Origin of the sequence: Synechococcus sp. HK05 (assembly GCF_019104765.1) — a bacterium.
GTDB lineage: Bacteria > Cyanobacteriota > Cyanobacteriia > PCC-6307 > Cyanobiaceae > Vulcanococcus.
In genome coordinates, this window is the sequence record NZ_JAHRXJ010000011.1 from 589,145 (window position 1) to 607,677 (window position 18,533).

21 protein-coding genes are annotated in these 18,533 nt (G+C 65.8%); 12 read left to right on the plus strand and 9 right to left on the minus strand.

Translation table 11 applies throughout. The features are described 5' to 3' along the window. Positions 1–9: 9 nt before the first annotated feature. Positions 10–354 (minus strand): rhodanese-like domain-containing protein, encoded by a 345-nt coding sequence (locus KUL97_RS12380; RefSeq protein WP_217797249.1) that lies wholly within the window; start codon positions 352–354, stop codon positions 10–12. 76 nt (positions 355–430) lie between these two features. Between KUL97_RS12380 and KUL97_RS12385 the strand changes: the two genes are divergently transcribed. The 10 genes from KUL97_RS12385 (at position 431) to KUL97_RS12430 (ending at position 8,277) form a co-directional block, all read left to right on the plus strand. After that, positions 431–2,029 carry a DUF3352 domain-containing protein gene (locus KUL97_RS12385; RefSeq protein ID WP_217797250.1) on the plus strand — a complete coding sequence of 533 codons (1,599 nt, stop codon included), beginning with the start codon at positions 431–433 and terminating at the stop codon, positions 2,027–2,029. A 2-nt stretch (positions 2,030–2,031) separates the two neighbouring features. Next, positions 2,032–2,589: a phosphohistidine phosphatase SixA gene (gene sixA / locus KUL97_RS12390; protein ID WP_217797251.1), complete on the plus strand. Its 558-nt coding sequence runs from the start codon at positions 2,032–2,034 to the stop codon at positions 2,587–2,589. Positions 2,590–2,681: 92 nt separating this feature from the next. After that, positions 2,682–3,824, plus strand: coding sequence for a citrate synthase (locus KUL97_RS12395; protein ID WP_368656159.1), 1,143 nt, complete (start codon positions 2,682–2,684; stop codon positions 3,822–3,824). Between the two features lie 73 nt (positions 3,825–3,897). Next, a complete protein-coding gene (nuoH, locus tag KUL97_RS12400; RefSeq protein WP_217797343.1) occupies positions 3,898–5,016 on the plus strand; it encodes an NADH-quinone oxidoreductase subunit NuoH in 1,119 nt (372 codons plus the stop codon). 65 nt (positions 5,017–5,081) lie between these two features. Beyond that, positions 5,082–5,684 (plus strand): NAD(P)H-quinone oxidoreductase subunit I, encoded by a 603-nt coding sequence (ndhI, locus tag KUL97_RS12405; protein ID WP_217797253.1) that lies wholly within the window; start codon positions 5,082–5,084, stop codon positions 5,682–5,684. Further along, on the plus strand, positions 5,684–6,286 hold the full coding sequence (locus tag KUL97_RS12410) for an NADH-quinone oxidoreductase subunit J (protein WP_217797254.1): 603 nt from the start codon (positions 5,684–5,686) through the stop codon (positions 6,284–6,286). The genes ndhI and KUL97_RS12410 overlap by 1 nt, the downstream gene beginning before the upstream one ends. Next, positions 6,283–6,612 carry an NADH-quinone oxidoreductase subunit NuoK gene (nuoK, locus tag KUL97_RS12415; RefSeq protein WP_010305104.1) on the plus strand — a complete coding sequence of 110 codons (330 nt, stop codon included), beginning with the start codon at positions 6,283–6,285 and terminating at the stop codon, positions 6,610–6,612. Before KUL97_RS12410 ends, nuoK begins: the two co-directional genes overlap by 4 nt. Before the next feature lie 27 nt (positions 6,613–6,639). Further along, positions 6,640–7,551, plus strand: a complete 912-nt coding sequence (locus KUL97_RS12420) for an NAD(+) kinase (RefSeq protein ID WP_217797255.1) — start codon at positions 6,640–6,642, stop codon at positions 7,549–7,551. An 8-nt stretch (positions 7,552–7,559) separates the two neighbouring features. After that, positions 7,560–8,078, plus strand: a complete 519-nt coding sequence (locus tag KUL97_RS12425; protein WP_217797256.1) for a CYTH domain-containing protein — start codon at positions 7,560–7,562, stop codon at positions 8,076–8,078. 25 nt (positions 8,079–8,103) lie between these two features. After that, the gene (locus KUL97_RS12430) at positions 8,104–8,277 is read left to right on the plus strand and encodes a hypothetical protein (protein ID WP_217797355.1); all 174 of its coding nucleotides are present in this window, start codon (positions 8,104–8,106) and stop codon (positions 8,275–8,277) included. On the opposite strand, the gene KUL97_RS12435 is transcribed toward KUL97_RS12430, so the two are convergent. After that, positions 8,259–8,498 (minus strand): response regulator transcription factor, encoded by a 240-nt coding sequence (locus KUL97_RS12435; RefSeq protein WP_217797257.1) that lies wholly within the window; start codon positions 8,496–8,498, stop codon positions 8,259–8,261. The two genes, KUL97_RS12430 and KUL97_RS12435, sit on opposite strands and share 19 nt — an antisense overlap. Before the next feature lie 63 nt (positions 8,499–8,561). Between KUL97_RS12435 and KUL97_RS12440 the strand changes: the two genes are divergently transcribed. Beyond that, positions 8,562–9,476: a methylenetetrahydrofolate reductase gene (locus KUL97_RS12440; RefSeq protein WP_217797258.1), complete on the plus strand. Its 915-nt coding sequence runs from the start codon at positions 8,562–8,564 to the stop codon at positions 9,474–9,476. Here KUL97_RS12440 and KUL97_RS12445 read toward each other — a convergent pair. The 6 genes from KUL97_RS12445 to KUL97_RS12470 all read right to left on the minus strand — a co-directional run bounded on the left by KUL97_RS12445 (position 9,460) and on the right by KUL97_RS12470 (position 16,816). Then, complete coding sequence (locus KUL97_RS12445) at positions 9,460–10,641, minus strand: NDP-sugar synthase (protein WP_217797259.1); 1,182 nt, start codon at positions 10,639–10,641, stop codon at positions 9,460–9,462. The two genes, KUL97_RS12440 and KUL97_RS12445, sit on opposite strands and share 17 nt — an antisense overlap. 46 nt (positions 10,642–10,687) lie before the next feature. Next, the gene (locus KUL97_RS12450) at positions 10,688–11,569 is read right to left on the minus strand and encodes a segregation/condensation protein A (RefSeq protein WP_217797260.1); all 882 of its coding nucleotides are present in this window, start codon (positions 11,567–11,569) and stop codon (positions 10,688–10,690) included. Positions 11,570–11,633: 64 nt separating this feature from the next. Next, positions 11,634–11,993, minus strand: coding sequence for a lipopolysaccharide assembly protein LapA domain-containing protein (locus KUL97_RS12455; RefSeq protein WP_217797261.1), 360 nt, complete (start codon positions 11,991–11,993; stop codon positions 11,634–11,636). 77 nt (positions 11,994–12,070) lie between these two features. Beyond that, complete coding sequence (locus KUL97_RS12460; protein WP_217797344.1) at positions 12,071–13,678, minus strand: NAD(P)H-quinone oxidoreductase subunit 4; 1,608 nt, start codon at positions 13,676–13,678, stop codon at positions 12,071–12,073. Between the two features lie 377 nt (positions 13,679–14,055). Next, the gene (locus KUL97_RS12465) at positions 14,056–16,068 is read right to left on the minus strand and encodes an NAD(P)H-quinone oxidoreductase subunit 5 (protein ID WP_217797262.1); all 2,013 of its coding nucleotides are present in this window, start codon (positions 16,066–16,068) and stop codon (positions 14,056–14,058) included. Between the two features lie 46 nt (positions 16,069–16,114). Next, positions 16,115–16,816 (minus strand): NnrU family protein, encoded by a 702-nt coding sequence (locus tag KUL97_RS12470; RefSeq protein WP_217797345.1) that lies wholly within the window; start codon positions 16,814–16,816, stop codon positions 16,115–16,117. 140 nt (positions 16,817–16,956) lie between these two features. Between KUL97_RS12470 and KUL97_RS12475 the strand changes: the two genes are divergently transcribed. Then, positions 16,957–17,952 (plus strand): LysR family transcriptional regulator, encoded by a 996-nt coding sequence (locus KUL97_RS12475; RefSeq protein WP_217797263.1) that lies wholly within the window; start codon positions 16,957–16,959, stop codon positions 17,950–17,952. Here the strand turns inward: KUL97_RS12475 and KUL97_RS12480 are convergent. Further along, positions 17,943–18,488, minus strand: coding sequence for a DUF3172 domain-containing protein (locus tag KUL97_RS12480; RefSeq protein WP_254896519.1), 546 nt, complete (start codon positions 18,486–18,488; stop codon positions 17,943–17,945). The two genes, KUL97_RS12475 and KUL97_RS12480, sit on opposite strands and share 10 nt — an antisense overlap. Positions 18,489–18,533: the final 45 nt, after the last annotated feature.

Below are 18,533 nucleotides of genomic sequence, written 5' to 3' on the forward strand. Positions count from 1 at the left end.
TAGGGGGGGTTAGTAGCGGGGCACGCTCGAATCCACCTCCACGCTCCAGGCATCAATGCCGCCCTGAAGGTTCCACACCCTGGGAAATCCCTGAGCTTCCATCAGCCAGCAGCCGAATTGCCAGCTGCGCACGCCGGCGTGGCACAGCACCACCACCTCAAGGTCTGGATCCAGCACCTCCCGCAGGGAGCCGATCCATCGCTCCGATTCGCTCAGGGGCAGGTGAATCACCGGCTCGTTCAGTCGTGCCAGCTCCAGCTCCATCGGCTCACGCACATCCACCAGTTGCAGGGGCTCGCCGGCTTGGAGCCGTTGCTGCAGGTCGAGGGCGCGGATCGGTGTGGGGGTACTCATCGCCAGAAGCTAGGTCTGGCGGGGTGCCAAACACAGCCGCTATGCATAAAGATGAGGCCAGTCCTGCAGGCAACCGATGAAGGCCCGCCCCTTCCTGGCGGCAGTGTTGGCGGCGGCCATCGCGTTGCTGAGTTTGGGGGCAACGGGCTGGTGGTTGCTGTTGCAGCGCAGTCCGCTTGGGTTGCAAAGCCAACGGCTGGAACTGCCCCTTGCGGCTCGGTTTGTGCCCCGCACCGCACCCCTCAGCCTGCACTGGTTGCTGACGCCTGATCAGCCCGCTGCCTATGCCAGGGCCGTGGCGGCTCCGCGGCAGCGGCGCCAGGCGGCAGCGGCGGCGGATCGTCTGCGCGATGGGGCCTTTGCTGCTGCTGGCCTTGATTACGCCACGGAGCTGGCCCCCTGGCTGGGGCGTGAAAGCAGCTTTGCCCTCCTCACCCCACCGGGTGCCGCAGAGCAGCCCGGTTGGGTGCTGGCCCTGCGCAGCCGCGATGGCGAGGGCGCACGCCGCTTCCTGCAGCGGTTCTGGCAGAGCCGCAGCCTGGCCGGCACCGATCTGCAGATCAGCAGTTACCGCGGCATGGGCCTGATCAGTGGTCGCGGCGCCCTCCTGGGGCAAGATCCGCAGCCCCTGGCCACGGCCCTGATCAACGACGAACTGGTGCTGATCGCCTCCGGCCGCGGCGTGCTGGAGCAGGCCCTCGATGTGTCGCAGATCGATGAACTGAATCAGGCCGCCAGTGCGCCGCTGCAGCAGGCCGTGGCACGCCTGGGCCACGGCGTGGCCTTGCTCACCGCCCGGCCGCAGGCGATGGAGCAGTGGCTGGGTTTGCCTGCCCAAATAGCTGACGAACCCGGTGCTGTCGTGGAGCTGGTGGCCGCCCTCAGCCCCGCCGGCCGCGCTCTCCAGCTCGATGCGCTCACCCAGCTGCGGGAGCCCTTGCCCGCTCTGCCGCCGCCGCCCTCAGCCCTGCCGCAGCAGCTGCAGGTGCCCGCCACCAGCCTTGCCCTGCTGAGCGAGCCGGCCCGCCTGCTGGAGTCCAGCGATCCTGATCCCTGGGCCCAGCTGCTGGGTCCGCTGCTCCGCAGCGCTCTTGAGCGCCTGCCGGCATCGTTGCCGGCGTTGGTGGCGGCTGCGGATCAGGGCCCCTTGCTCTGGGCTCAATCCGGCGATGGTTGGCTTCTCGGCACCAAAGCGCAGCAACCGCCGCTCGAGTTGTTGGATGCGGCCTTGGCGAGCCAGGGCTACAGCAGCTCGCCGCTGCAGAGCCGTGGCCTCACGCTGCAGGCCTGGACGAAGCTCCAGTCGAAGCCGGTGAAGGGCAACCCCGACCAGCTCCAGGCCCAGCTGGCAGGCGCCCGCTCCCTGCAGGGCGGTTGGGCTTGGTGGGGGCAGGGCCTCAGCGTGCTCAATCAGCAGGATGAAGGCCGCCGTGCTCCGGCGGAACGCCTTGAGCAGCTGGAGAGCCTCGGCACCCCGAAGGCGCCTGTGCAGTGGGCCATGGATGGCCCCACGGCGCAGCAGTTGCTGGCGGCCTGGCAGCCGTGGCGCCTGGTGGGCGCCCTCTCCAGCAGTGAGCTCACGCCGTTGGTGGATGGAGCCGCCTTGAGCCTCGAGCCCGATGAGCCCTCCGCTCGGGCCGTTCGGCTTCGGGGCTTGCTGCAGTTCAAGGGGTAGCGATGGCGCCGCGCAAACGGGAACTGTTGCTGTTGCGCCATGGCATCGCCGAGGAGCGGATGGCCGGTGCCGACGACGCTCAGCGCGCCCTCACGCCCGAAGGCCGTGAGCGCACCGTCGCCCAGCTGCGCCAGTTGGTGGAGCTGGATCTGGGTTGTGATCTCGTGCTGAGCAGCCCCTTGGTGCGGGCGCGCCAAACGGCTGAATTGGCCGTTCAGGCTGGACTGGCTCCGGAGCTGGAGTTGGCGGCGGCCTTGGCGCCCTTGGCGGATCCGCTGCCTCTGCTCGAGCGCTGGCTGGGGGCGGTGTCGCCCCGGCCGGCCTGGCGGCGCCTGGCGCTGGTTGGCCATGAGCCCGACCTCAGCACCTTGGCGGCGCTCCTGATCGGTGTGCCGATGGCCCTGGCTCCTGAAGCCCTGCAGCTCAAGAAGGCTGGTGTGGCGTTGTTGCAATGGCCCAAGCCGCCCCAGGCCGGCTTGCTTGGCAGTGCGCGGCTGGAGTTGCTGTTGCCGCCCCGAGTGCTGCTGGGTCGGCGCCAGATGCCCCCATCCGGTGGCTGATGGCACCGAAGCGCGTCGCCCAGCGGCCTTAGGTTGCCGAAACGGATTGGGTTGATGCCGCCATGGTGAGTGCCGCACCTGCAGAGGCAGGGTTGAAGCCAACCACCCCCGACTACCGCCCCGGCCTTGAGGGTGTACCGGCCACCCAGTCGTCGGTGTGCGACATCGATGGACAGCGGGGGCGCCTCACCTACCGCGGCTACAGCGTTGAGGAACTGGCTCAGCACAGCACCTTCCTCGAAACCACCTACCTGCTGATCTGGGGCGAGCTGCCCACCGCAGCGCAGTTGCGCGAGTTTGAGCACGAGGTGCAGATGCACCGGCGGGTGAGCTTCCGCATCCGCGACATGATGAAGTGCTTCCCCTCCCAGGGGCACCCGATGGATGCGCTGCAGAGCAGTGCAGCGTCGTTGGGGCTCTTTTATTCGCGGCGCGCTCTCGATAACCCCGAATACATCGTGTCGGCGGTGGTGCGCCTGATCGCCAAGATCCCCACGATGGTGGCGGCGTTCCAGCTGATCCGCAAAGGCCAGGATCCGATCCAGCCCCGCGACGATCTGCCCTACGCGGCCAACTTCCTCTACATGCTCACCGAGCGGGAGCCCGACCCGCTGGCGGCCCGCATCTTTGATGCCTGCCTGATCCTGCACGCTGAGCACAGCCTCAACGCCAGTACCTTCAGCGCCCGGGTGACAGCGAGCACCCTCACCGATCCCTATGCGGTGGTGGCGTCAGCCGTGGGCACGCTTGCGGGGCCCCTGCATGGCGGTGCCAACGAAGACGTGCTTGAGATGCTCGACAGCATCGGCACTGCCGATCAGGTGGAGCCCTGGCTGGATCAGGCCATCGCCGAGAAGCGCAAGATCATGGGCTTCGGGCACCGGGAATACAAGGTGAAGGATCCGCGCGCCGTGATCCTGCAGAAACTGGCCGAGCAGCTCTTTGATCAGTTTGGCCACGACCCCCTCTACGACCTGGCCCGCAAACTCGAGGAGGCCGCAGCCGTGCGGCTCGGCCCTAAGGGGATCTACCCCAACGTGGACTTCTATTCCGGCCTTGTGTACCGCAAGCTCGGCATCCCGGTGGATCTGTTCACCCCGATCTTTGCCATCGCTCGCACCGCCGGCTGGCTGGCCCACTGGAAGGAGCAGCTCGGCGCCAACCGCATCTACCGCCCCACGCAGATCTACACCGGTTCCACCGGTCGAGACTGGGCACCCCTAGAAGCCCGCTGACCCGTGTGCGGCTGCGGCCGCTTAAGTTGCCCCCATCCACAGGCCACCCATGGTGTTCGCCAATCCCGCCGTCGTGAGCGCCGGCCTCGACCTGGAGGCCAGCTTCACCGACCTGTTGCAGGGTCTGGGCCTATCGCCGGGAGCAGCGCACCTGCTCTGGCTGCCCCTGCCGATGCTGCTGGTGCTGGTGGCCGCCGTGGTGGGCGTGCTCGTGAACGTGTGGCTGGAGCGCAAGATCTCCGCTGCGGTGCAGCAGCGCATCGGCCCCGAATACGCCGGTGCTCTCGGCATCCTTCAGCCCCTGGCCGACGGCCTCAAGCTGCTGTTCAAAGAAGACATCATTCCGGCCCGGGCCGATGGCCTGCTGTTCACGCTCGGCCCGGTGCTGGTGCTGGTGCCGGTGATCCTCAGCTGGCTGGTGGTGCCCTTCGGCCAGAACCTGCTGATCAGCAATGTGGGCGTGGGGATCTTCCTCTGGATCTCCCTCAGCAGCATCCAGCCCATCGGCCTGCTGATGGCTGGTTACGCCTCCAACAACAAATATTCCCTGCTGGGCGGTCTGCGCGCGGCGGCTCAGTCGATCTCCTACGAGATTCCCCTGGCTCTGGCGGTGCTGGCCGTGGTGATGATGAGCAACTCGCTCAGCACCGTCGACATCGTTGACCAACAGACCGGTGCCGGCATCCTCAGCTGGAATATCTGGCGTCAGCCCGTGGGCTTCGCCATCTTTTGGATCTGCGCCCTGGCGGAGTGCGAGCGCCTCCCCTTCGACCTTCCCGAGGCGGAAGAGGAGTTGGTGGCCGGCTATCAGACCGAATACGCCGGTATGAAGTTCGCCCTCTTCTATCTGGGCAGCTACATCAACCTGGTGCTCTCGGCGCTGCTGGTGTCGGTGCTCTACCTGGGCGGTTGGGGCTTCCCCCTGCCTGTGGAGTGGATCGTGAACCTCACGGGGCAGTCCGTTGATGCGCCATTGGTGCAGGTGATCACCGCCACCACCGGCATCGTGATGACCGTGCTGAAGGCCTACCTGCTGGTGTTCTTCGCGATCCTGCTGCGCTGGACCGTGCCCCGCGTGCGCATTGACCAGCTCCTGGATCTGGGTTGGAAGTTCCTGCTCCCGATCGCCCTGGTGAACCTGCTGGTCACCGCGGGCCTCAAGTTGGCGTTCCCCGCCTTCTTCGGCGGCTGATCGCCCCTCCCACCGCCTGGCCGGGCCATCATGGTGCCGGCGTTTCCGCCCCTGCTCGCCAGTTCATGTTCGGGTTTCTCAAGAAAGTCGGTGACTACACCCGCGATGCGGTGGGTGCGGCCAACTACCTCACCCAGGGCCTGTCGGTCACGTTCGACCACCTGCGCCGCCGGCCGATCACGGTGCAATACCCCTACGAGAAGCTGATCCCCTCGGAGCGCTACAGGGGCCGGATCCACTACGAATTCGACAAGTGCATCGCCTGTGAGGTGTGTGTGCGCGTCTGCCCGATCAATCTGCCGGTGGTGGATTGGGTGATGAACAAGGCCACCAAGAAGAAGGAACTGCGCAACTACTCGATCGATTTCGGGGTGTGCATCTTCTGCGGCAATTGCGTGGAGTACTGCCCCACCAACTGCCTCTCGATGACTGAGGAATACGAGCTGGCGGCCTTCGATCGCCACAGTCTTAATTACGACAACGTGGCCCTGGGCCGTCTGCCCACCAGCGTGACCAGTGATCCGGCGGTGATCCCCCTGCGGGAGCTGGCCTACCTGCCCAAGGGTGAAATGGATCCCCACGGTGTGGATCCCAGCCGCCCGCGCGCCGGTCAACTGCCCTCCCAGGTGCAGACTGCCCCTGCCGCTTCGAGCGAGGAGAACGCCTGATGACCATCGCCTCCTCCACCCAGCTGATCTGCTTCACGGTGCTGTCGGCCGTTGTGGCCATCGGCGCCCTGGGCGTGGTGCTGCTGCCCAACATCGTGTATTCGGCCTTCCTGCTGGGGGGCGTCTTCCTCTCGGTGGCGGGCCTCTACCTGCTGCTCAATGCCAGTTTTGTGGCCGCCGCCCAGGTGCTGGTGTACGTGGGCGCGGTGAATGTGCTGATCTTGTTCGCGATCATGCTCGTGAACAAGAAGGAAAACCTGGCGGCCATCCCCGGACTGGCCCTGCGCCGTCTCCTCTCGGGTGCCGTCTGCGCCGGCCTGTTCGCGCTGCTGCTGCGGGTGGCCTTCACCACCCCCTGGGCTACGCCTGGGCCTGAACCGGTGGGTGAGGAAGCCACGATTCGCATCGGCGAGCACCTCTTCAGCGACTATCTGCTCCCCTTTGAGCTGGCTTCGGTGCTGCTGCTGATGGCGATGATCGGTGCCATCGTTTTGGCGCGCCGCGACGTGCTCGCGTCCGACATCAGCACGGGCGAGCCTGCCGACCAGGGCCTGATTGAGAAGTCCCGCACCCCTCTGCTGCTGGAGAAAACCAACGCATGAACCTCGAGCTGCCCACCACCGTGCCCCTGCAGGCCTATCTGGCCCTGGCGGCGATTCTGTTTTGTACAGGCGTTTGGGGCTTGATCAACAGCCGCAACGCCGTGCGCGTGCTGATGAGCATCGAATTGATGCTCAATGCCGTGAATATCAACCTGATGGCCTTTTCCAGCTACCTCGACGGTCAGCTGATCCGCGGCCAGGTGTTCACCATCTTCGTGATCACCGTGGCCGCTGCTGAAGCGGCCGTGGGTCTGGCAATTCTGCTCTCGCTCTACCGCAACCGTGAGACGGTCGACATGGAGCGCTTCAATCTGCTGCGTTGGTAGCCAGGCTGGGGGCACCGCTCAGCTGCCATGCGCCTTGAGACCGTCTGGTTGATTCACCGGGCCGCCAGCCAGGCGGCCCTGCGCCAAGCTCGGCGCAGTGCGGAAACCCTGCGGGAGCAGGGCGTGAAGGTGGCGGTGGCCATGAGTGGGGCCACCGCCAACCCCTTTCCAGGCCTGTTGGCCGATGAGGGTGGTCCGCCCGATCTGGCGGTGGTGCTCGGCGGCGATGGCACGGTGCTCGGCGCTGCCCGCCACCTGGCGCCGCTGGAGGTGCCGATTCTCTGCTTCAACGTGGGCGGCCATTTCGGCTTTCTCACCCACGAGCGCAAGTTGCTCAGCCAGGGCCACGGCCCCGATGGTGAGAGTGATCTCTGGCATCGCCTGCGCGATGACCGCTTCGCCCTCGAGCGGCGGATGATGCTGGAGGCCCGCACCGATCGCAGCGATGCGGTGTACGCCGCCCTCAACGACTTCTATTTCCGCCCAGGCCTCGATGAGGTGTCGCCCACCTGTGTGCTCGAGCTCGAGATCGATGGTGAGGTGGTGGATCAATACCGCGGCGATGGCCTGATCATCTCCACCGCCACCGGCTCCACCGGCTATTCGATGGCCGCCGGCGGCCCGATCCTGCATCCCGGGGTGGAGGCGATCGTTGTGAATCCGATCTGCCCGATGAGCCTCTCCAGCCGGCCGGTGGTGGTGCCGCCTCGGGCGCAGCTGGCGGTGTGGCCGCTGGGTGAAGCGAGCCGGCGGGTGCGCCTCTGGAACGATGGCGCCCACGCCACGGTGCTGGAGCCCGGCGATCGCTGCGATGTGAGCCGCTCACCCCATCACGCGCTGATGGTGCTGCTGGAGCAGAACCCCTCCTACTACCGCACCTTGAGCCGCAAACTGCACTGGGCCGGCAGCCTCACCGCTGCTGAACCCTCCCCCAACTGAAGCGAGCCATGGCCCTGGAGATTGAGCGGCGCTTTCTCGTTGCTGGTGAGTGCTGGCGGGAGCATGTGCAGTGGAGCCGGCGCCTGATGCAGGGCTATCTGGCTGGCAGCGCTGATGGCCTCACCTTGCGGGTGCGCAGCGATGGCCTGGGGGCGGCCTGGCTCACCTTGAAACTGCCGGCTGAGGGCATCGCTCGGCATGAATTCGAATACAGCATCCCTGCTCCGGATGCTCAGGCCCTGCTGGAGCTCAGTGAGGCACGGGTGCTGAAGGAGCGCTTTGGCCTTGATCTGCCCGGTGGGGAGTGGGTGCTGGATGTGTTTGCTGCGGAGAATGCCCCGCTGGTGATCGCGGAGGTGGAGCTCACCAGCGCGCAGGCGGCGGTGGCGATCCCGCCCTGGTGCGGTTGCGAGATCACCGGAATCAGTGCCTTCAGCAACGCTGCTTTGGCCCAGCGGCCCTTTCAGCGCTGGAATCCAGAGGAACAACAGCCGTGGCTGCTGGAACTGAACCCGCAGCAGGCTTAGGATTCTCTTAAGGATTTGGAGGCGGTTGGTGCTCGGGCTCTACGACCAGCAAGGGTTGCTGCGCTTCAGCGGCCGCGATCTGGCGGATTGCCTGGCCTATGCCGAGCTGTTTGCCCTGGCTGATGGCAGCTTCAGCCTGGAATCCCTGGTGCATGAGCCGAGCCCTGAGGATCGCTGGGTTCAGCCGGCGTCGTCCTGAGGCAGGTTGCAGCAATTGAAGCCATCGCGGCAGATCTTGCCGTGATCCATGGCCCAATTCAGCAGAGCGACGCGGTTTTTCGCACCGGTTTTGGTGAACACATTGCTCACGTGGTTGTCCACGGTGCGCTTGCTGATCATCAGCCGTTCGCCGATTTCCTGGTTGGTGAGCCCCTGGGCCACCAGATCGATGATCTCCAGTTCGCGCTCCGAGAGATCCATCCACGCCCGCTGGCCGAGGCCCCACTCTAGGGAGCCTGCCGCGGCGCGGACAGGGCTTGGTTGATGATGGCCTGGCATTGGATCCAGGGCGTTTTGGGGCTGCAGCAGGCACTGGAGGTGGGCTCCCTCGCCATCACGGCAGAGGTGATGCCGCCCCGCGGTGGTGACGCCAGCAGCACCCTGGCCCATGCCCGGGCCCTCAAGGGCCGGGTGCATGCCGTGAACGTGACCGATGGCAGTCGCGCCGTGATGCGGATGAGCAGCCTGGCGGTATGCCGGCTGCTGCTGGATCAGGGCATCGAGCCGGTGTGGCAGATCGCTTGCCGTGATCGCAACCGCATCGCCCTGCAGGCGGATCTGCTGGGGGCCCATGCCCTGGGCATCCGCAACGTGCTTTGCCTCACCGGCGACCCGGTGCGGGCCGGCGATCAGCCTGGAGCACGGCCCGTGAACGAACTGGAATCGGTGCGGTTGCTGCAGCAGGTGCAGGCACTCAACCAGGGCCTCGATCCGGTGCAGGGCGCCTTGGCCGATGGCCCTACGGCGTTATTTGCCGGCGCCGCGGCGGATCCCCAGAGCCCCAGCTGGAGTGGCCTCAAGAGCCGCATCGCTCGCAAACATGCCGCCGGTGCCCGCTTCCTGCAAACCCAGATGGTGATGGATGGGGAGTGCCTCAAGCGTTTCGTGGGCGAGATCACCGGGCCCCTTGGCCTGCCGGTGCTGGCGGGGGTGTTTCTGCTGAAGTCGGCGAAGAACGCCGCGTTTATCAACCGCGTGGTGCCTGGCGCCAACATCCCCCAGGCAATCATCGATCGCCTCGCCGTCGCCGCCAATCCCGCGGATGAGGGCATCAGCATCGCTGCCGAGCAGGTGGCCTCCTACGCCGGCATTGCTCAGGGCGTGCATCTGATGGCCGTGAAGGCCGAGGAGCGCATTCCCTTGATCCTGGAGCGTGCGGGGCTTAGCTCGCGTTGCTGATCGCCAGGTCGGTGCCCAGCAACTCGGCCATCGCTTTCTGCTGGGGTGAGGGGCTCACATGGTCCTGGCGGCGCACGTCGGTGATCAGCCAGTCGAGGGCGGCCTCCTGCAGGTCGAAGTGATCGCCGTTGCGGTCCACGCAGTAGCGGCCGAACACCAGCTTCTCCACCAGCCGAACGCCGGGGCCGATGCGGGAGTAATCGAAGATGATCGAGTTATCGATCGTGGCGCCCTCGCAGATGTGGCAGCTGGGGCCGATCATCGCGGGGCCAATGATCGTGGCGCCGTCTTCGATCTTGCTCATACCGCCCACGTAGATCGGGCCTTCCACCTTGATCTTGTCCCAGTTGGCGGCCACGTTGAGGCCGGCAAAGATGCCGGGCCGCACCTCCTTGCCAGGGATCTGCACCTGCCGCACCTGGCCCTGCAGCACGCTGCGGATCGCCTGCCAGTAGTCGGGCACTTTGCCGATGTCCACCCACTCGAATTCCATGGGTAGGGCGTAGAAGGCGGCGTTGTCGGCCACCAGTCGCGGGAAGAGATCGGAGCCGATGTCAAACGGCACGCCATCCGGCACGTAGTCGAGCACCTCCGGCTCGAAGATGTAGATGCCGGTGTTGATCATGTCGCTGGCGGCCTCATCCACCGACGGCTTCTCCTGGAAGGAGCGCACCCGGCCGTCGTCGTCGGTGACGACCACGCCGTAGCTGCTCACCTGATCGCGCGGCACCCGCTTGGTGATCAGGCTGGCCATGGCCCCTTTGGCCTTATGGCGGCGCACCGCCTCGCTCAAATCGAGATCGATCAGGGCATCTCCGCACAGCACCACAAAGGTGTCGTCGAAGAAGCGCTGGAAGGTCTGGATCTTTTTGAGGCCGCCGGCGGAGCCCAGGGCATCGCCAATCAGCTGGCCGTCTTCAATGCGGCCTTCAAAGCTGTAAGCGATCTCCACGCCGAAGCGCTGGCCATCGCGGAAGTAGTTCTCGATCTCCTCGGCGAGGTGGGAGACGTTCACCATGATTTCGGTGAAGCCGTGTTCCCGCAGCAACTCGAGCAGAAACTCCATCACGGGTTTCTGCAGGATCGGAATCATCGGTTTGGGGACGATGTGGGTGATCGGTCGCACCCGCGTCCCCTTACCGGCCGCCAGGATCATCGCCTTCATCGGCGCTGTCTGCTTTCGGTGGGTCCGCCCACCCTACGCACAGCGTCTAGGCCGCCAGCGGCTCTCGAGCCGGCCCCCGAGCTGACCCCAGCTCCGCAGGCAGGGGTAATTGCACGCTCTCACGCTCGTCGAGCAGCCGTTTGAGCTGGAGCGGGCCAAACAGCCCGCCTTGCTGCTCCAGCTCCACCTTCCCCTGGGAGCAGAGGAACAGCAGCGCCCAGAACACACCCACCCGGTCGCTGTCGAGATCCTCGGGGGCCACGGCGGCCCAGGCCTCCACCAGCCCTTCGAAGCAGGTCCACTCCAGCGACTGGGGCCACTGCAGGAGGAACTGGCTCAGGGCCGCGGTGGTTTCCGGCAGCTTTTCGCGGTGGGCCAGGGCCGCCACTTGCTCGATCACCGCCCGGTCGCTGTAGCGCTTGCTGCGCTGGCGTTTGACCCGCTGCCCCTCTTCCTGCTCCAGCCGCTCGGCAATGTCTTCGAGCTGGCGGATCAGTTCGCCGAGGGTCACCGGTCGCTGCAGGGGGGGCGGCGCCACGGGCCGGCGCAGCAGGTGGCGCTCCGGCCGCCTGGGGAGCTCCACGCCCGGACTGAGCAGCCAGCCCTGGCCTTCGGCATCGAAGTCAAAGCTGAAGTCGTCGTCGAGAAGGGGTTCGGGCGGAAAGGTTTGTGCCTCCAGCACCTCCGCCTTCAGACTCACCAGCATCGAGGCGGCCAGGAAGGCCTCGCTGGTTTCGGCCAGATCCTGTTCGTAACTGCCGCCGCGCCCCATGGCGGCCACCAGCCGTGGCACTTCAATCCGCTGGCGTAATTGATCGAGAAAGCCGTCCACAACGGCGATCACATCCACATCCCAGGGATCCAGATCGCCCCGTTCAGCGGCGTCTTGCAACAGGCGGATGGCCAGTCTGGCGCCATCTGTGGCCACGGATCCGCTTGCACTTACCCGACCCTATCGGCTCGGAGCCTGAAAAGCCAGGCCAGATCTGCCTTCAGGCCGCTTCGCTTTGGGCGGTGCTCTCACCAGCGGCCGGCAACAGGCCCAGTTGGGCGTCCACGGCCGCGCGGTAGCGCTGCACGTCTTCCTCCAGTTCGCGGATGCGCACCTGCTGCGCTTCCGCCTCGCCGGGGTTCACCTGGCTCTCGACGCGCTTCACCACACCGGTCCACACGGCGAACACCCAGGCTGCTGTGGCACCAATCCCACCCACCAGCAACAGCAACGCCGCCAGCGGCAGCGTGGTGCTGAGCCCGGGTAGGAACTGCACCGTGGTGGGGGCGGTGTTCTCCAGGGTGAACATCACCATGGCCAGGCCGAAGCTGAAGATCAGCAGGAAGTTCAGCTGCTTCATCGGTCGGGCTGCACCAGGGTGTTGGTTCTGGAGATTACGTAGATCTGTTGGTCGGATCTCGCCGCCTGAACGCTTTGTTATCCGGCCAGCTCTGGTGCCCGCAGGGGGGCCTGGCGGATCAAGCCAGCGCCTGCAGGCGCATTGAGGGCCTTCATCGCCCGTTCATCTTTGGCCACCAGCATTTCCATGGAAGCCTTGTAGCTGTCGGTCATCAGGCGGGGGTAGAGACCGATGCCAATGATTGGCACCAACAGGCAGCCAATGATGTAGATCTCACGCGGCTCAGCATCCACCAGGTTGGTGTGGCCCACCAGCTCGGCTTTCTCCTGGCCGTAGAAGATCTCCCGCAGCATCGAGAGCAGGTAGATCGGAGTGAGGATCACTCCAATGGCGGCGAGGCCGTCGATCGCCACTCGGAAAGGCAGCGTGTAAGCGTCGTCGGTGGCAAAGCCCACGAACACCATCAGCTCGCTCACGAAGCCGCTCATGCCCGGCAGTGCCAGCGAGGCCAGCGAGCACACGGTCCAGAGGGCGAACATCTTGCGCATCTTCTGGCCCACGCCGCCCATCTCATCGAGCTGCAGGGTGTGGGTGCGGTCGTAGGTGGCGCCCACCAGGAAGAAGAGTGAGGCGCCGATCAGGCCGTGGCTGATCATCTGCAGCATCGCGCCGCTGGAGCCCAGGGCACTAAAGCTGCCGATGCCGATCAGCACGAAGCCCATGTGACTGATCGAGCTGTAGGCGATCTTGCGTTTGAGGTTGCGCTGGGCGAAGGAGGTGAGGGCGGCGTAAATGATGTTCACCACCCCCAGCACCACCAGCAGTGGCGCGAAGACGGCGTGGCCATCCGGAAGGATTTGGCAGTTGAAGCGCAGCAGGGCGTAGCCGCCCATCTTCAGCAGGATGCCCGCCAGCAGCATGTGCACCGGTGCGGTGGCTTCGCCGTGGGCATCCGGCAGCCAGGTGTGCAGCGGCACGATCGGCAGCTTCACGCCGAACGCGATCAACAGACCGGCGTAGGCGAGCAGCTGGAACTTCACGGAGAAGCCCTTGGCCATCAGATCCGTGTAGTTGAAGCTGAAATCGCCGCCGTAGAAGGCCATCGCCAGGCCCGCCAGCAGGATGAACAGCGAGCTGCCGGCTGTGTAGAGGATGAATTTGGTGGCGGCGTATTGGCGCTTCTTGCCGCCCCAGATCGCCAGCAGCAGATACACCGGGATCAGCTCCAGCTCCCAGGCCAGGAAGAAGAGCAGCATGTCCTGCACGGCGAACACGGCGATCTGGCCGCCATCCATGGCCAGCAGCAGGAAATAGAAGAGCTTCGGTTTGAAGCTCACCGGCCAGGCGGCGAGCACAGCCAAGGCCGTAATGAAGCTGGTGAGCAGGATCAGCGGCATCGAGATGCCGTCGGCCCCTACCGACCACTCCAGTCCGAGGTCGGGCACCCAGCTCACCTTCTCCACCAGCTGCAGATCGGGGTTGCTGGGGTCGTAGCCGGTGAGATAGGCGCCAACGGTGATCAGAAAGGTGATCAGCGCAACACCCAGGGCAAACCAGCGCACCTGCTTGCCATCGCCGTTGTCGGGCACAAATGGGATGCAGAGTGCTGCGCCGATCGGGAACAGGATCGAGGCGCTCAGCCAGGGAAAAGCGGTGCTGCTGCCCTGGCCTGCGGTGGCGGCCAGGAGTGTGGCGACATCCAGATGCACAGACGGGGCAACGGCTCTGGGCGGAGTGTAGAAATCACTTCCGCTGCTGCACCGGTGGAGTGGCGGATGTCACACAGAGCGTTGTGCCTGGGGTGTGTTCGCGGGGCGCTCACCGCTGGGGGCGGACATCGCCCCGCGAACACACCCCAGGCGGCGCGGGTGGGGGCTGTCGGCACGACGGCCTCGTGGGTGCTGCGGCGAGGGCGCAGAACAAAAGCGCTTTCGCCGGCTACCGCTCGCTTGGCGCGCTACTGCCCCACCACCCCTGCGGTGGTCTGAGGCGTTGCCCTGCAGCCGGCATCCGCCGCGCGCAGCGCGAGCGGCAGCCGGCGAAAGGGCAACGCCTCAGACCATCACCCGAGTGCTCCGAACAGCACCACCAGCGCGATCACGCCGCCGAACACGATCAGGGCATAGAACTGAGCGCGGCCGGTTTCGAAGTATTTGAGGCCTTCGCCGCTGCCGAGGGTCACGAGGCCGGTGAGGTTCACCACGCCGTCGACCACTTTGGAATCCACCTCCAGCACCGAGCGGGCCAGCTTGCGGCTGCCTTGCACGAACAGCTTGTCGTTGATGGCATCGAGGTACCACTTGTTCGCCAGGAAGGCGTTGATCGCGGGGAAACGACCAGCCACGGCGGTGCCCAGATCGATCTTGCGCAAGGCGTAGGCCAGCACAGCCACCGTGATGCCCACCACCGAGATCGCCACGGAGGCGCCGGCCAGAGGCAGGAACTCACCCCAGCTGAAGTGCTCGGCCACTTCGGCGGCCTCGTGGGGATCCAGGAGCATGCCGAAACGGCTGTTCCAGGGCACGCCCAGCAGGCCCACCAGCACCGAAGGCACCGCCAACACGGCTAGGGGCATCGCCATCTGCCAGCCCGATTCGTGCGGGTGCTCCGCATGGGCATGGCCGTGGTCGTCGGCGTGTTCGTCGGAGCTCTTGCCGGCGGCGGCCATTAGCTGCGCTTGCATCGCCTTGTCGTTGCCGCGGAAGCTGCCCTCGAAGGTGAGGAAATACAGCCGGAACATGTAGAAGGCGGTCATGCCGGCGGTGATGAAGCCGGCGGCCCAGAGCACCGGGAAGCTGCCGAAGGCCTGGCCGAGGATTTCGTCCTTGCTCCAGAAGCCGGCCAGGGGCGGGATGCCGCTGATGGCCAGGCAGCCGATGAAGAAGGTGCTGCTGGTGATCGGCATGTGCTTGCGCAGGCCGCCCATCAGGCGCATGTCTTGCGCGAGCACGGGCTCGTGGCCCACCACCTCTTCCATGGCGTGGATCACGGAACCGGAGCCCAGGAAGAGCATCGCCTTGAAGAAGGCGTGGGTCACCAGGTGGAACATGCCGGCCACCGGGGCACCGCAGCCCATGGCCAGCATCATGTAGCCGAGCTGGCTCACGGTGCTGTAGGCCAGACCCTTCTTGAGATCCATCTGGGTGAGGGCGATCGAGGCCCCCAGGAACAGCGTGATCGTGCCGATCACGGCCACCACCACCTGCACCTCCGGGAAGGGCACGTACACCGGTTGCAGGCGCGCCACCAGGAACACCCCGGCCGCCACCATCGTGGCGGCGTGGATCAGGGCCGAGATGGGCGTGGGGCCCTCCATGGCGTCGGGCAGCCACACGTGCAGCGGGAACTGGGCCGATTTCGCCATCGGGCCCATGAACACCAGCAGGCAGAGCAGCACGGCGATGCCGTTGGGCACGCTGCCGTTGGCGATGGCGGCTTGCAGGCCACTGCCCACCTGTTCAAAGCCGAAGCTGCCGGTGGCCCAGAACAGGCCGAGGATGCCGAGCAGCAGGCCGAAGTCGCCCACGCGGTTCACCACAAAGGCTTTCTGGGCGGCATTGGCGGCGCCATCGCGGTCGTACCAGAAGCCCACCAGCAGGTAGGAGCACATCCCCACTAGCTCCCAGAACACATAGATCTGCAGGAGGTTGGGGCTGATCACCAGGCCCAGCATCGAGCTGCTGAACAGGGCCAGGTAGGTGAAAAAGCGCACATAGCCCTTGTCGTGGGCCATGTAGCCATCGGAATACACCATCACCAGCACGGCGATGGTGGTGACCAGGGCAAGCATCACGGCGCCCAGGGCATCCACCCGGAAGCCCATCTCCAGGGTGAAGGCGCCAGCGCTGGCCCAGTTGAACAGCACTTCGGTGGGGCCGGCCCCCGCCAGCTGCTGGGCGAGCACGGCGTAGCTGAGCACCGCGGCGGCCCCCACGCTGGTGATCAGCAGCAACGCCACCGGTTTGCGCAACCGATTCACCGTGCGGTTGAAGCTGATCAGCCCAAGACCCACCAACGCTGCCCCGATCAGGGGCAACACCGGAATCAGCCAGGCGAGTTCGGCAGGCGAGGGCATCCGGCGCTGGAGCAATCAGGGCGAGTGTAGGCAGCGCGAGAGGCGCTTATCCCAGCCAATGGGCCAGCCCGGTGCGGCTGAAGGCTGTGGCGCCGCTGCCGATGAAGCGATGAGCCCACCAGAACACGCCCACGGCGATGGCGATGCCCAGCTGAGCGGGCCGCAGGAATTCCGTCAGCTGCAGTTGTTGGCGGCCATCGAGCACGGCCCGAAATGGGATCACGGAGGTGCTGGCCCGCAGCTCCTCAAAGGCCGCACCGAAGCGATTGGCCAAGCGGCGATCACCGTTCCAGATCGCGAACAGGTGATGGGCAATCAGGCCGGCGCAGGTGGCCACCATGAAGCTGCTGCCGATCCAGAGCAGATGGGTGCAGCACCAGAGGATCTGCCCGATCGCCTGGGGATGGCGGCTCACGCGGATGATCCCGGTGGCATACATCCGCACCTGCGGCTTCAGCACCGCCGGGATCTCCAGCAGGTTGTAGGTGGCTGGGTAGAGAAACAGGAAGCTGATGGCGGTGCCGATCCACACCAGCGGAATGATCCAGGGCTGGTCCTGCAGATTCCAGAGCCGGATGCCGTCGTAGCGGTGGGCCAGGAAGTAGCCGATCACCACCACGGCGGAGGGGATGCTCACCGCTGCAAACAACAGGCGCCAGGCCCGTTCGCCGATGCGCTCCACCCCCCAGTAGCGCAGGGAGGCGCCGCCGCTGTGGATCACGGCAAAGCCCAGCAGCAACGCCAGCATCACCCAGCTGCTGTGGTGGAGATCGCTGCTGGGAGTCACAGGCCGGCTGGCGTAAGGAATGTGCTGATTCTCCCCAGTCGCCTGAGCAACCCGAGAGGGCCCCTAGAGTTCTGACTCCCGCAGCATCCCTGCGCCCCTGCATGGCTGATCTGCCCTTCACCCTTGATCAGCTGCGCATCCTGCGGGCGATCGCCAGCGAGGGCAGCTTCAAGAAGGCGGCCGACAGCCTTTATGTGACACAGCCGGCGGTGAGCCTGCAGATCCAGAATCTGGAAAAGCAGCTGAATGTGTCGCTGTTTGACCGGGGTGGGCGCAAGGCGCAGCTCACGGAGGCCGGCCACCTGCTGCTCAGCTACTGCGACCGGATCCTGAGCCAGTGCCAGGAGGCCTGCCGCGCCCTCGACGATCTCCACAACCTCAAGGGCGGTTCACTGATCGTGGGCGCCAGCCAGACCACCGGCACCTATCTGATGCCGCGGATGATCGGGCTGTTCCGCCAGAAGTATCCAGAGGTGGCGGTGCAGCTGCAGGTGCACAGCACCCGCCGCACCGGCTGGAGCGTGGCCAACGGCCAGATCGACCTGGCGATCATCGGTGGGGAGCTCCCCAGCGAATTGAACGAGCTCCTCCAGGTGGTGCCCTATGCCAGTGATGAGTTGGCGCTGGTGCTGCCCACCAAGCACCCCCTGGCCCGCCTGGCGGAGCTCAGCAAAGACGACCTCTACCGCCTGGGCTTCGTCTGCCTGGATGCCCAATCCACCACCCGCAAGATGGTGGACCAACTGTTGGCGCGCTCCGGCCTCGATGTGTCGCGCCTGAAAATCGAGATGGAGCTCAATTCCTTTGAGGCCATCAAAAATGCTGTGCAGAGCGGCCTGGGTGCGGCGTTCCTGCCGGTGGTGTCGATCGAGCGGGAACTGGCCGCAGGCAGCCTGCATCGCCCGGCCCTGGCGGATCTCTCCGTGCGGCGGCAGCTGAAGTTGATCAGCCACCCCTCGCGCTACTGCTCGAGGGCTGCTGATGCCTTCCGCAAAGAGGTGCTTCCGGTGTTCGCCAGCCCCGATAGCCCCTTGCGCCGGCCCCTGCTGCAGAACCAGCCGGCCGGCTCAGACCCCGGCGGTGACGATCAGAACTGATCCGCCTCAGGGGTGATGCCCACGGTGTCGTCGGCCACACCTTTGGTGAGGAACTTGTTCTCGCTGATGTCGGTCTGATACACGCAGCGCACCACGGGCTTGTCCTTCACCGAGCCGATGTAGGCGAAGGTGTTCATACGTTGCTTGCACTGCCGCATCTGCTCGGCGCTCACCGCACCCTCCTTCTGCAGCACGCTCCAGTTCTCGCGGCGAATCACGCAACCGGGCTTGAGCGAAGGCTGCGTCACGAAGCTGGTGCTTGGGTTCATCGTGGTGTACAGCTCGATGTCCATCACGAAGGCGCTCGCCCCCCATTGGCGGCAGAACTCAGGGTCGGGTACCGCCATATCGAGCTGCTGGGAGCTGGCGATATTCCCTTGATCACCCTGAGTAGTGCTGGAGATGCCGGTGCCGATACCGATCCCCACCACCAACACGCCCGCCAGGATCGCTCCACTGGCCACGTTGAACTGGAATCCGCCGCCTCCGGAACCACCACCTGGACCGCCTCCGGAGCCACCCCCACGCCTGGGCATCTCATAGGGGTCGCGCCCGCGGTTGGGGCGGCCGCGTCGATCCTC